12 protein-coding genes are annotated in these 12,573 nt (G+C 43.9%); 7 read left to right on the top strand and 5 right to left on the bottom strand.

Annotated elements, in window-relative coordinates:
* Positions 1 to 37 precede the first annotated feature (37 nt).
* Positions 38 to 418, bottom strand: a complete 381-nt coding sequence (locus tag GC098_RS15705; RefSeq protein ID WP_216625289.1) for a hypothetical protein — start codon at positions 416 to 418, stop codon at positions 38 to 40.
* 153 nt (positions 419 to 571) lie between these two features.
* On the opposite strand from GC098_RS15705, the gene GC098_RS15700 reads away from it, so the two are divergent.
* Both GC098_RS15700 and GC098_RS15695 read left to right on the top strand, forming a co-directional pair.
* The gene (locus GC098_RS15700; RefSeq protein ID WP_171644136.1) at positions 572 to 913 is read left to right on the top strand and encodes a zinc ribbon domain-containing protein YjdM; all 342 of its coding nucleotides are present in this window, start codon (positions 572 to 574) and stop codon (positions 911 to 913) included.
* Between the two features lie 234 nt (positions 914 to 1,147).
* Positions 1,148 to 2,128 carry an aldo/keto reductase gene (locus GC098_RS15695; RefSeq protein ID WP_171644072.1) on the top strand — a complete coding sequence of 327 codons (981 nt, stop codon included), beginning with the start codon at positions 1,148 to 1,150 and terminating at the stop codon, positions 2,126 to 2,128.
* Positions 2,129 to 2,196: 68 nt separating this feature from the next.
* Here the strand turns inward: GC098_RS15695 and GC098_RS15690 are convergent, their stop codons facing one another.
* On the bottom strand, positions 2,197 to 3,714 hold the full coding sequence (locus tag GC098_RS15690) for a response regulator transcription factor (protein WP_171644071.1): 1,518 nt from the start codon (positions 3,712 to 3,714) through the stop codon (positions 2,197 to 2,199).
* Complete coding sequence (locus GC098_RS15685) at positions 3,711 to 5,438, bottom strand: sensor histidine kinase (RefSeq protein ID WP_246358636.1); 1,728 nt, start codon at positions 5,436 to 5,438, stop codon at positions 3,711 to 3,713. Before GC098_RS15685 ends, GC098_RS15690 begins: the two co-directional genes overlap by 4 nt.
* 183 nt (positions 5,439 to 5,621) lie before the next feature.
* Here GC098_RS15685 and GC098_RS15680 point away from each other — a divergent pair, with 183 nt between their 5' ends.
* From GC098_RS15680 to GC098_RS15665, 4 genes are all read left to right on the top strand, one after another.
* A complete protein-coding gene (locus GC098_RS15680; RefSeq protein WP_171644069.1) occupies positions 5,622 to 6,527 on the top strand; it encodes an ABC transporter permease in 906 nt (301 codons plus the stop codon).
* Between the two features lie 12 nt (positions 6,528 to 6,539).
* The gene (locus GC098_RS15675; protein WP_171644068.1) at positions 6,540 to 7,475 is read left to right on the top strand and encodes a carbohydrate ABC transporter permease; all 936 of its coding nucleotides are present in this window, start codon (positions 6,540 to 6,542) and stop codon (positions 7,473 to 7,475) included.
* A gap of 97 nt (positions 7,476 to 7,572) precedes the next feature.
* Positions 7,573 to 9,279 carry an ABC transporter substrate-binding protein gene (locus tag GC098_RS15670; RefSeq protein WP_171644067.1) on the top strand — a complete coding sequence of 569 codons (1,707 nt, stop codon included), beginning with the start codon at positions 7,573 to 7,575 and terminating at the stop codon, positions 9,277 to 9,279.
* Between the two features lie 102 nt (positions 9,280 to 9,381).
* A complete protein-coding gene (locus GC098_RS15665) occupies positions 9,382 to 10,248 on the top strand; it encodes a phytanoyl-CoA dioxygenase family protein (RefSeq protein ID WP_171644066.1) in 867 nt (288 codons plus the stop codon).
* Positions 10,249 to 10,315: 67 nt separating this feature from the next.
* Here the strand turns inward: GC098_RS15665 and GC098_RS15660 are convergent, their stop codons facing one another.
* Both GC098_RS15660 and GC098_RS15655 read right to left on the bottom strand, forming a co-directional pair.
* Entirely contained in the window at positions 10,316 to 10,705 is a 390-nt protein-coding gene (locus tag GC098_RS15660) for a PaaI family thioesterase (RefSeq protein ID WP_246358635.1), read from the bottom strand.
* Between the two features lie 256 nt (positions 10,706 to 10,961).
* Entirely contained in the window at positions 10,962 to 12,002 is a 1,041-nt protein-coding gene (locus tag GC098_RS15655) for an LLM class flavin-dependent oxidoreductase (RefSeq protein WP_171644134.1), read from the bottom strand.
* A 193-nt stretch (positions 12,003 to 12,195) separates the two neighbouring features.
* Here GC098_RS15655 and GC098_RS15650 point away from each other — a divergent pair, with 193 nt between their 5' ends.
* On the top strand, positions 12,196 to 12,570 hold the full coding sequence (locus GC098_RS15650; protein ID WP_171644133.1) for a winged helix-turn-helix transcriptional regulator: 375 nt from the start codon (positions 12,196 to 12,198) through the stop codon (positions 12,568 to 12,570).
* The last annotated feature ends 3 nt before the right edge of the window (positions 12,571 to 12,573 follow it).

Below are 12,573 nucleotides of genomic sequence, written 5' to 3'. Positions count from 1 at the left end.
AGCCTGCTCGTTTAAGAATTTCGTTAAAATAGGTGAGCTATTTTATTCTAATTAAGCTGCGTTGAAGCACCGTATCCCCTTCTTGTGGCGTAAAGGATGCATTCGTAACACCAGTTACATTCGTTACTAACTTGCGATCATGATGCTGTGTAATGCGAACCTCATATTTAAACCTTACCTTTGACACGTCTGCAAAAAAGAAAATCGATTTATTAGATGCAACCGTTATCGTACACTTTTTTGTGTTGCAAGGACTTACCTTCAAGGGAATCGGTGAACCAGTGGACCAGTCAAAAACTTGTACAGTTACCCTACGGGAACACTTTTTATTGAAGTTAACGACATCGACAAGGGCAAACTTGGTTTTCTTTGGCCTCCGCAAAATACCAGTTGATAAAGTAACTCGCTTTGCATTCATCTTAGCAATTCACCTTCCTTAATTAATACAGTAAATGCAAAAGCTGCAAGTCTGTTTGTACATTTGTACGTTACGAAGGAAGGAGAAAGGGTTGTTAAAATGAGAAGACTATGGCAGTATATAAACATATAACGAATGGGGGAAATGAGATTAATGCTAGAATTACCAAATTGTCCAAAATGTCAATCGGCGTACACGTATGAAGATGGGAATCTATTGATTTGCCCAGAATGCGCGCATGAGTGGACTTTAGAATTGGAAACGGAAGATCGTGCCGATAACAAAATTGTTAAAGATGCCAATGGAAATGTCTTAAATGACGGTGATACGGTTACAGTGATCAAGGACCTTAAAGTAAAAGGAAGTTCATCCGTCATCAAAATAGGTACAAAAGTTAAAAATATACGTTTGGTTGATGGAGATCATGATATTGATTGCAAAATTGATGATTTCGGAGCAATGAAATTAAAATCCGAATTTGTTAAAAAGGTTTAAGCTTGAAAGTCGCGCTAGTCGCGGCTTTTTTTATTTTGTTCAGGCTATTTTTTCAGCAAAATAGTACTAACTTCTAGGTAAGTAGATTACCCTAAGCCAACTATGTTAAGGAAAAGTGCGTACTTCTGAATCTTCCCAGATTCAGGTATGATAATGATGGAGATATGAATAAAGTAGATATCACTTCACGCTGGAAACGAGCTTTGCTCTATAAAACTACTGGAGGAGATAAAGATGAAATATAGTTACTTAGGTCGTTCGGGCTTAAAAGTCAGTAAATTGTGCCTTGGAACCATGAATTTCGGTGTAGATACAGAGGAAAAAGAAGCTTTTCGAATCATGGATGCTGCATTGGATGCTGGAATCAATTTTTTTGATACGGCAAATATTTATGGTTGGGGAGAGAATGCTGGGCGTACCGAGGAAATTATAGGTCGTTGGTTCGCACAAGGCGGCGGACGTAGAGAGAAAACGATCCTAGCTACGAAGTTCTATGGAGACATGCATGATGTGAACGACGGACCTAACAGGGAAGGCGGGCTTTCCGCCTACAAGCTTCGCCGACACTTGGACGCGTCATTACGCCGCCTACAAACGGATCATATTGAGCTTTATCAAATGCACCATGTGGATCGCAACGTTTCTTGGGATGAGCTGTGGGAAGCTTTTCAAGTTCCTGTGTACCAAGGGAAGATCGGCTATGTAGGCTCTAGTAACTTTGCAGGTCGTGATTTGGTGAAAGCGCAATATGAAGCCAAAGCTCGTCATCTTATTGGTCTTGTATCCGAGCAGCACAAATACAGCTTGCTATGCAGGCTGCCTGAACTTGAAGTTCTGCCAGCGGCTCAGGAGCTTGGCATTGGTGTAATAGCATGGAGCCCGCTAGATGGCGGACTGTTAGGCGGCAATGCCTTGAAGCCGATTGAGGGTTCAAAACGAGCGAGTAACCCTGAGAGGGTAGAGAAGTTTCGTACACAGTTGGAGGCTTTCTCGACTTTAAGCAAGGAACTTGGTGAGAGTGAAGCGAATGTGGCATTGGCATGGACGCTGGTTCACCCAGCTATGACAGCACCGATTATTGGGCCGCGTACGTTAGAACAATTTCAAAATACACTGCGTGTTGTTGATATTATACTGGATGAATCAACGTTGAAGAGACTAGATGAAATCTTCCCGGGTCCAGGGGGAGCAGCTCCTCAGGCTTATGCTTGGTAAAAAGGAAAAAAGCCGCGTTATATTCGCGGCTTTTTAATTTCGAAAGGGAAGAAGTATAAGGAAATTCATCACGAAGAAATTCCAAGACGGTATTGCCCTGGGGTGATGTTTTCGAATTTTTTAAACACTTTGAAAAAATGCCGCGGATTTTCGTAACCTACAAGCTCTGCAATGGTGTTGATCGGCCACTCAGGATTCTCTTGCATGATTTGCTTGGCTTTGGCAAGTCGAAACGTATGCAAATAGTGAAGAAAGGTTAGTCCCATCTCTTTCCGAAACAACATGCTGATGTAATTGGGATGCATTTGCACATGATCCGCAACAGCATCGAGTGATAAATCCAGCTTGTAATTTTGTTCCACGAAAGCGACGATTTTATCGATTGCCTGTGTGTGCGGCTGGTGGCGATCGGTGCTGCGTGCATATCGAACTAGCTGTGCGATAATCTCCGATACACTGATATTCTCAAGCGGGGTACTGCTGGGCGAAAAGAGTTTGGTTGCCGCGTGTTCACCCCAAATGGATTCAGGCGTTAGGCCAAGACTTTGCAAGTAGACACCAACACAGATAAGAAACTGCTCACGCAGCTTGTTATTGCAATCCGCATGGCCTGAGAAATGAGGCAGTATGGACTGGATGTCCTTCTCAATCTGCTCGATTGGAATCTGTTGGGCTAGCGAATGTTCAATATATTGAACAAGATTATCATAATCACTATGTATGTTCTCTGACTCTGGTCTATATATCGTCAAACTGCTATTGGAAAAGTACCGGTTGAATAACATCGCAGCCATCGCTTCAATATACAGATCACGCAAGTTATCGTTAACGTTCTTCCTCACACTGACCCCAATGCAATATCCGCTGCCCAATATCCTCTTCGTATCGAACAACCCGCCACATGCTCGCTGAAACTCTTCGTCTGTCGGTACATGCACACCGTTCGCAATGAGGACCGTTTGCCGTAAGAAACGGGAGTGGACGGTGTACATTTTCTCGCAAACGTGCGACAGAAGGGCACAAACACATTCCAGACGTTCGGCCGTCAAAAGGGGAACACTCTCGTATGCCTGGAATACGATGATCGTCGTATATGGATAGGGAAGCAGGGTGTGCAGCTGTTCAGGTTTGAGCGGCATGTCCTCAATTGGTGTATTATAAAGGATATGTTCCTTGAGAAGCAGTAGGTCATGCTCAATGGTTTGCTGCTGTTCCTCCCGAATCGTTTGCTCAACTTTCGTGAGTACAGTGACTAGTTCTTCCTTATTAATGGGCTTCAACAAATAATCGATGACTTGATAGCGCAGAGCTTGTCTCGCATAGGCGAAATCGCCATAACCGGTTAAAATAACGAAACGATTGCAAAGGTTCAGGGTTTGAATTTCTTTAATAAGAGCGAGTCCGTCCATTTCCGGCATATGAATATCCGTAAGGATCAAGTCGGGTTGAAAATTGGCTAGCTTTTGCAGCGCATCAACTCCGTCGGCTGCGCCGACGATCTCGATAAACGATGTATTTGCTTTCTGGATCATGCGGATAATCCCATTTAAAATGATAGGCTCATCATCGACAACCATCAGTTTCATTGTGTTGCCCCCTTAGCTAACCTGAGTATACATGTCGTCCCCTCGTTAAGCTTACTCTCCATTTGAATACCCGAACGTTCACCAAAAAACATTTTCACTCTTTCGTTCACATTGAAAATACCGAGACCCCCGCCATCCGTCTGCAAGTGATGGACATCCATTTTACCGTTTAAGACGCCTTGAATGAGCACAAGCCTTTCTTCTTCAATGCCTGCACCAGAATCCTTAACGGCAATGAACATAAACGCGGAATCTTCCCAAATGCGGATCGAAAGCGAGCCTTGTTTTCTTACATTCGCTATCCCGTGAACAATGCTGTTTTCAATAATTGGCTGCAGCATATAGTGGGGACAAATAAAGTTATCGATAGCAGCGTCTATATCGAAAGATACTTGCAGCCGGTCAGCCAGCCGAATTTGCTGGATTTTGATATAGTCTTTTACATTTTCTACTTCTTCTCCCAGCGAAGTCTCGCTTTTCGTTCCCGACAGGCTGTAGCGAAATAGTTTGCCAAGCGTATAGGACATCTCAGCTGCTTCTGGGTCATCGTTCGCTTCTGCTATCATGCGAATTGATTCGAGGGTATTGTATAGGAAATGAGGCTTGATTTGCGCCTGCATCATGAGATAGGCCGATTCTTTCCGCAGCATTTCCGAGCGGTGTACGGTATTTACCAACTCGTCCATCCTCCTGATCATCGCATTATAAGCGGAGGTCAGATGCCCTACCTCATCTTTATTAATTTCCCCGTGATAGAGCGGGAAATGGTTTTCGTCAACCTGACGCATATGTTTGGAAAGCTTTAAAATGCGTTTCGTAATTGAACTGGCGATCAGGTAGTAGATGCCGGATAGTAGTAATAAAAGGATGGATACCGTTAATACGAGTACGTATTTGTTTTTTTTGATGCCAATAAAGACGTCATCAACTTGCTCAATCATGACAAACTGCAGCTTAAGGCTTTCGGCATAAAACGATTCAATTAGCATTTTATTTCCGTTAACCTGTTGATACGAGTATTTTGCGTTCGATTGGAAGACATCGGCAAATAAGGCTTGTTCTGAATCCTGAGATAAGTGGATTTTTTCCACAAGAGAAATGACTTGGTGATCCTGATCAAGCACATATAAATTGCTTCTGTTGTTTAAATTTAGCGATTCTAACAAAGGTTTAATTAATTTCGAAGTAACTTTGATATCAAGGAGGCCGATATCCTGTTCAAAATTCCGGTTTCCGATTTTATGGACAAAATGTAGGTTGATGTCTGGATTCGACCCGTTTTTTATCGTAATCCATTTTCCAACACCAAGCGGGAGTTTCTTGATGCTCTCGTCCAACTTGGATTCGTCCATTTTGGCCATTTCGGGCCGAAATACCATACCGTTCTGCTGCTCCATATAGATGGTCATTCCGTCGATCAGTCGATTGGATGACAAAATATAAGAGAATAGGGGTCTGATATAGGTCAAAAAATTAGATACCTGATCGAAATCTGTCCGGTAGTTGCCACTCAAATAGGCAATGGTATTCGAATTATTTTGAAACAATTGATAAGCGGATTCGATCTGCACCGTGCTTACATTTAAGTTGTTAAGCACCTGATTAACAATTTTCTGCCTACCTTGCGCGTACTCTTCGAGAAAACTGTTGTAGTTCTGGTTATACAGATACAGGCCGAACGAAATAATCGGAATGAAGATGATGACAATATAGCCAATCGCCATTTTTTTCACAATCGACAAGTTTTGAAAGGTAATCGTTGGCTTCGTTATGACTCATCACACCACCTTATGAACGGACACTACTGCTTAAGAATGATCCCTATAAATTTAATTCTAGCTCCTTTATCATAGATCCTGTAAGCGCTTAATATTAACTTTTACGTAAATGCAGTGAGGGGGAGTATCATGAGTATAGCACTTAGAATGGTAAAGAAAAACTGGCAACTCTATCTGATTATCTTGCCATCACTCGTATATTTGATTATTTTTAAATACGTACCTATGGCTGGCGTGCAAATTGCTTTTAAAAATTATATGGTTACCAAAGGGATATGGGGAAGTGATTGGATTGGTTTTAAGCACTTTGTAGACTTTTTCCATTTGCCTATTTTTTGGAGGGTTATCAAGAACACGTCGCTGCTTAGCCTTTACTCGCTTCTTATCGGGTTTCCGGCGCCGATTATACTTGCACTTGCATTGAACGAACTGAAAAACGGGGTTTTTAAGCGGGCCGTACAACTGGTCACATTCGCGCCGTACTTCATTTCAACAGTCATCATGGTTTCGATTATTATGCTGTTCCTTTCCCCGCAGCTTGGCTTCATCCATCTCTTGGCGGATAAGTTTGGGTTTCCAGCGGAAAATATTATGTCAAAGCCGGAGTATTTCAAAACCGTGTATGTACTTTCCGACGTTTGGCAGTTTACGGGATATGCCTCGGTCATTTACATTGCCGCTCTAGCAGGGGTGGATCCTCATTTGTATGAAGCGGCCAAGGTGGATGGTGCGTCCCGTTTTCAACGGATGATTCATATCGATTTGCCAAGCTTAATGCCGACAGCCGTCATCTTGCTCATTCTGAATGCAGGGCAAATCATGAACGTTGGATTCGAGAAGGTGTACCTGATGCAAAATGCGATTAATGTTGGGGCGTCTGAGGTTATTTCCACCTATGTTTACAAAATGGGCTTGGTAGGAGCGAATTTTAGTTTCTCCGCAGCAGTCGGACTGTTTAATTCAATCGTTAATTTGCTGCTGCTCATTGTGGTCAACTATGTGGCGAGAAAAAATTCTGAGACGAGTTTGTGGTAGGAGGTAGAAAATATGGTAAATCCCGATCAGACTTTGACGCTAGAAGTGCGAAAGGCACCTACCCGCATTCTTGAAAACAGTGTGGACAGAATTTATTTGTTCTTTGTCTATTTGTTTTTGATCATATGCTTGATTATCGTAGCTTATCCTCTCATCTATATTGTTAGTTCATCATTCAGCTCGTCATCAGCCGTCATCTCAGGTAAGGTTTGGTTGTTCCCAGTTGAACCAACACTTCGTGGCTATCAGGCCGTGTTTCAAAATCCGCAAATCTTGACGGGGTACGGCAACTCTTTGTTCTATCTCTTCTTCGGGACATTGCTTAGCGTTTCATTGACGATAACGGCTGCTTACCCACTATCTCGCAAAAACTTTTATGGACGCAACGTCATTACGGCATTATTCGTTTTTACGATGCTGTTCAGTGGGGGATTAATTCCCTATTATTTGACCGTGAAGGGGATGGGCTTGCTCGATACGAGGTGGGCGATGATTATTCCAGGTGCGATTTCGGTTTGGCAAGTTATTCTGGCGAGGACGTTTTTCCAGACATCGATTCCTTCGGAACTAACGGAGGCCGCACATTTGGATGGATGCAGCGACTTCAAGTTTTTATTTCGAATCGTGATTCCACTTTCCAAACCTATCATTGCCGTTTTAGTACTCATGTACGCCATCGGCTATTGGAATTCCTATTTTGAAGCCTTAATTTTCTTGAAATCGGCTAATCTGTATCCGCTGCAGCTTATTTTAAGGAACATTCTGATCCTGAACTCGATCGATCCTACGATGATTAAAGATGTCAGAGAACTTGCGGAAAGGCAAGGCTTGAAGGAGCTGCTTAAATATTCGTTGATCGTAGTCGCAAGCGCACCCGTACTTATTCTGTATCCTTTTGTACAAAGACATTTTGTTAAGGGGTTATTGATTGGTTCTCTGAAAGGTTGAATTTAGTTAGATATTGAAAGGAGGAATGCGAGGCACGAACAGATCAGGTTTGCCCCCAAGGATTGATGATGTATAAAAAACAAGGAGGGTTTTGAATATGGTAAGTAAAGGAACCAGAAAAACATGGTTATCGGTGGTCCTGATTTTATTCATCACTTTGCTTGTAATCGGCTGTACGTCGAATAGCGATGAGCCGAAGGATAGCGCTAGCCCTAATGGGGGTGGAAGCGCAAACGGGGGAGCGAACGTTAATGCAACAGGCTTTCCTATCGCCAAAAATAAAATTACGATGAGTGCTTTCGCGCCGCAATCGGCTAATATTGCAGATTTGAATACGAATTGGTTTACCAAGTATTTGGAAGAAAAGTCGAATATTCATTTGAACTGGCAGCTTGTACCGGGAGAAACAGCGGCATTGAATGAGAAGAAGCAGCTGCTGCTAGCCAGCGGCGACTATCCCGATATTTTCATGCAAGGGAATCTAACGAAAGAGGAGCAGCTGCTGTACGGTCAACAAGGCGTCTTGATACCGTTAAACAAGTTAATCGATCAATACGCTCCGAACATTAAGAAAGCGTTTAAAGACATTTCGTATTTGGAGAAGGCGATCACTGCACCAGATGGCAATATTTATGCGATCCCTTCCGTAAACGAATGTTATCACTGCCAATTCTCGGCCAAAATGTGGGTGAACACGAAATGGCTGCAAAAGCTCGGTCTTAGCGCGCCGAAGACGACTGACGATTTCTATAACATGCTCAAAGCGTTTAAGGAGAAGGATCCAAATGGCAATGGCAAGGCAGACGAAATTGCGTTCACGGGTTCACCGACAGGTTGGCATACGGATGTTGAGACGTTCGTGATGAACGCGTTCGTCTATTACAATGCGGATAACAACTATTTCATGATGAGCGGCGGCAAGCTGGCAACATCGGTCGACCAACCAGGCTTCAAAAAAGGTTTGCAATTTTTGAACAAACTGTATGCAGAAGGTTTGATTGATAAGGAAGCATTTACGCAAAAATCGGATGCGCTTACCCAAAAAGGGAATAGCCCGGATACGGCGATTGCCGGCGCTATCCCGGCAGGCTGGTTCGGCGAATTCACGGATGCATCGCCAACAGCAACACGTCACAAAGACTATGATCCGATCGCGCCGCTTACAGGACCGGACGGAGCCTCATTCACAGCACACTACATCGGCATCGGCAACTCTGTGTTTGCAATAACGAATAAAAATAAAAATCCGGAAGCGGCAATTCGTCTAGCCGATTATCTGTACTCCGAAGAGGGGACAACAACGTCCAACTCTGGGGAAGAAGGCCGTAACTGGGTGAAGGCGGATGCGAACGATAAAAACACGCGCGGAACTGCTGCCAAGTTCAAGGTTAAGGAAACGTCTTACGGGGTAGGTCAGGTGCAGAACGATCATTGGAATCAAATGGGACCGAACCTTCGTTCTGCTGAATATCGCGAAACTTCGTATGCAGCCAGCCAGGAAATCTATACGATGGATGGCTTGGAAACCCGCTTGTATAAGGCCACCAAGGAATTGTATGAAGGACATCAACCGAAGGAAGAGTTCCCGACGGATATTTTCTTGACGAACGATCAAGCCAATCAAGTAAAACAGTTGAAGCCGATTATTACGGATTACGTCAAACAGTCTATGCTTCAGTTCATCATGGGGGCTAAAAGCATCGACAAAGATTGGGACGCTTACGTGAAAGGCCTTAAAGATTCCGGCATGGATCAATTTATCAAAATCTATCAGGATGCCTACGACAAAGTGTATAAAAAATAAGTAATTGCGTCTGATCGTACGAGTTAGTAAAGAACCTTCAAACCTATAGCAGGGTCTGAAGGTTCTTTATCCTTTGAGACTTAATAATGGAAGGTGATAGAGATGAAGGAAGAAAATAATAGCGGATATTTAACTAAACAACAAATTGAATTTTATAATGAGGAAGGTTACATCGTACTTGATCGTTTATTATCAAATGAGGAATTAGCGCCAGTGCAAGAAGCGATGACGTACAAGGTTTCAATGATTGCCGATGAATTGTTTCGTGACGGATTAATTGAGGATAAATTGGTTGACCGCCCGTTTAAATATCGGTTAGCGGAACTTTTTGAGCATTTAACCGCTGAAGAATTTTTGAAATACGGACGAAGTTGGCGTGACCGGATACCTGGTTATTTTCATTTAATGAGCAACGATAAAATTCTTAATGCTGTCGAATCTTTGATTGGGGGTGAGCTCTTCTCGAATCCAGTTTATAATGTTAGGCCGAAGATTCCGAAAGTCGCTGCTGGAGCAGTGCCTTGGCATCAAGATAAATCATACTGGCCGGACGCTAATTCTAATCCTGTCATTACAGTGTGGATTCCTTTAGTTGATGCTAATGAAGTGAATGGCTGTTTGCATATTAAACCGAAGACACACCGAAAACCACTTTTGAAATGGCACCAAGAATCTGATACTGGAACCGGTTACACGGCATTGAAGGAAAATCAATTAGGGAACACAAAGACGGTTGTATTGCCCGTTTCCGCTGGCAGCGCAATATTATTCAACGATCGCTGTCTCCATATGTCAACGCCGAATCAGTCTGATGAAGTAAGGTGGAGTGTGGATTTGCGTTACCAACCGACAGACCAAGATCCCATGTTAGCACACGGTGCTGGCTTCTTGGCTAGAAGCTACAAATATCCGGATCGAGTTGCAACTCTTGAAGACTGGTTAGAGGGACGACCTGAGCATGGCATGTAGTGTGCGTAGATGTTGAAATAAAAATGAACTCCTGAGAAGGAGTTCATTTCATTTTTATTAAGAAAAATTATTTTTTGTCAATGATAGCGACCGTACAGCGAGAAATACATATGAGTTGATTATTCTCATCGGAAATTTTAATTTCCCAAACCATTGTTTTTCTACCTTTGTGTAAAGGAGTTGCAACAGCAGTTACGATACCATCTTTCTTACTTTTGAGGTGATTGGCGTTAATTTCAAGTCCTACAGCTGCATGTTTTTCTTTATTGATATTTATTTCAGAAGCGATAGAAGCTGCGGTCTCAGCCAAAAGGACAGAAGCCCCTCCATGTAAAATCCCTGCTGGTTGGTGGGTAGCCGGTCCGACTGGCATCGTCATTACAACGCGATCAGGAGTTAGCTCTACAATTTCAATGCCTAGCGTGCGGATAGCGGTGTTCTGACTTCTTTCTTTCATAAACGCAATAAAGGAATCTTTATCCATGCCGTAGGACTGATAAATTTCTTCGGATACGATCATAACCATAACCTCCCTAGGTCTAGAAAATTTCACGAATCCTTCCGTCAGCAACAAACAACTTCGGACAAATCGACTATGATCACACAAAGTAGGAACTGTATTTATTTTATGTCCAACGATACAAACATAGGCTCATATTCTCTGACTGAATAGGTGAGGGAGGGGTTCTCCACAGCTCATCTGATTACTTTGTCTAGCTTCGGGCAAGCTCCTGTCGTACAATTGGCGCAACCCTAGTGCCAAGCAGTTCGATGGACCGCATGACCTCACGGTGCGGCATTGTGCCGACATTTACATGCAGGAAGAAACGCGTTATCCCCAAATTTTTGCGCAGTAGAATGATCTTTTCTGCGACGTATTCAGGATCGCCGACATAAAGAGCACCCCGAATACTGCGTGCGGCATCAAAAGTTCCGCGATTGTAATTCTGCCCCCAACCCCGCTCACGCCCAATAACGTTCATCTGGGCCTGCGTTGAGGGGAAGAATAAATCGGCAGCCTGTTCGGTAGTTTCTCCGACAAATCCGTGCGAGTGCGTCGCAATTGACAGCTTGTCTGGATCATGCCCAGCTTTCATGGCAGCTTCTTTGTAGAGTGCGACTAAGGGAGCAAAACTCTCGGGCATTCCGCCGATAATGGCGAATACTATAGGTAGGCCAAGCATTCCTGCCCGAACAGCGGATTGTGCACTCCCGCCGCTTGCGATCCACACAGGTAATGGGCTCTGAACGGACCGGGGATAGACACCGAGGTTATGGATGGCGGGACGATGACCGCCGCGCCAAGTTACCTTTTCGGAAGCTCTGATTTTAAGCAGTAGTTCCAGTTTTTCGTCGAACAATTCGTCATAATGGTCCAGACTATATCCGAAAAGCGGAAAGGATTCAACGAACGAACCCCGGCCCGCCATAATTTCGGCTCGACCATTAGAGATGCCGTCAAGGGTAGAGAAAGCTTGATAAACGCGAACCGGGTCGTCTGAGGACAGCACGGTTACGGCGCTCGTGAGCCTTATCCGCTTAGTCATGGCAGCCGCTGCTGCAAGGACGACAGCAGGCGAGGTTCCTGCGTAATCGGCACGATGGTGCTCTCCAATGCCATAGACATCCAGCCCGACCTGATCAGCTAGTACGATTTCTTCAACCGCATTGCGTAATCGCTCGGCATGGCTGATGACCTCTCCTGTCACTGGGTCTGGTGTAGTCTCCAAGAAAGTACTTATTCCTATTTCTATGTTGGTTGCCATATCGGCCATACTTTTTCGCCTCCTTCGTTATCTATATTAACTCATTTATTGTTGGTTTCTCAAATTTAGTAAGAGAAGTGAGGGAGCAACGAAGACATTAGAACGAACGTTAAAATACTTAGGGCTTGCAGCCGCGAGCTTGAGACGGTATCGTAAAGGTCAGGGAGGCGATGCAAATCCTATGCTGGAACTGGGGAAAACATATAATACGGCAGTGGAAGTAACGCTCGAAGTGATCGGAGGCAAGTGGAAGCCAGTCATTTTGTTCCATCTCACGTTCGGTACGAAACGCAACGGTGAGCTGATGAGCTTGATGCCAACGGTTACACAAAAAGTGCTAACCCAGCAGCTGCGAGAACTGGAGGAGGATGGGGTTGTTACCCGGATTTCATATAACCAGGTACCCCCAAAAGTCGAGTATGAGCTGACCGAGTATGGCTGGAGTTTGAAGGAACTTCTTCATATCATGTGCAGGTGGGGAGATAGGCATGTTGAACGTGTTTACGGTGATAAGGTCAAGATTTTAGAACGGGTACCAGACGTGAATGAAACATGATCA

This window comes from Paenibacillus phytorum, from assembly GCF_013141715.1.
Taxonomy (GTDB): Bacteria; Bacillota; Bacilli; order Paenibacillales; family NBRC-103111; genus Paenibacillus_E; species Paenibacillus_E phytorum.
This window is presented reverse-complemented; position numbering and strand designations above follow the sequence as displayed.

What these genes read in the sequence shown, in the direction of transcription:
- GC098_RS15695 (WP_171644072.1), top strand. Translation starts at nt 1,148, where the DNA reads ATGAAATATAGTTACTTAGGTCGTTCGGGCTTAAAAGTCAGTAAATTG.
- GC098_RS15665 (WP_171644066.1), top strand. Translation starts at nt 9,382, where the DNA reads ATGAAGGAAGAAAATAATAGCGGATATTTAACTAAACAACAAATTGAA.
- GC098_RS15660 (WP_246358635.1), bottom strand. Translation starts at nt 10,705, where the DNA reads ATGAAAGAAAGAAGTCAGAACACCGCTATCCGCACGCTAGGCATTGAA.
- GC098_RS15685 (WP_246358636.1), bottom strand. Translation starts at nt 5,438, where the DNA reads ATGGCGATTGGCTATATTGTCATCATCTTCATTCCGATTATTTCGTTC.
- GC098_RS15700 (WP_171644136.1), top strand. Translation starts at nt 572, where the DNA reads ATGCTAGAATTACCAAATTGTCCAAAATGTCAATCGGCGTACACGTAT.
- GC098_RS15680 (WP_171644069.1), top strand. Translation starts at nt 5,622, where the DNA reads ATGAGTATAGCACTTAGAATGGTAAAGAAAAACTGGCAACTCTATCTG.
- GC098_RS15705 (WP_216625289.1), bottom strand. Translation starts at nt 418, where the DNA reads ATGAATGCAAAGCGAGTTACTTTATCAACTGGTATTTTGCGGAGGCCA.
- GC098_RS15650 (WP_171644133.1), top strand. Translation starts at nt 12,196, where the DNA reads ATGCTGGAACTGGGGAAAACATATAATACGGCAGTGGAAGTAACGCTC.
- GC098_RS15670 (WP_171644067.1), top strand. Translation starts at nt 7,573, where the DNA reads ATGGTAAGTAAAGGAACCAGAAAAACATGGTTATCGGTGGTCCTGATT.
- GC098_RS15675 (WP_171644068.1), top strand. Translation starts at nt 6,540, where the DNA reads ATGGTAAATCCCGATCAGACTTTGACGCTAGAAGTGCGAAAGGCACCT.
- GC098_RS15690 (WP_171644071.1), bottom strand. Translation starts at nt 3,714, where the DNA reads ATGAAACTGATGGTTGTCGATGATGAGCCTATCATTTTAAATGGGATT.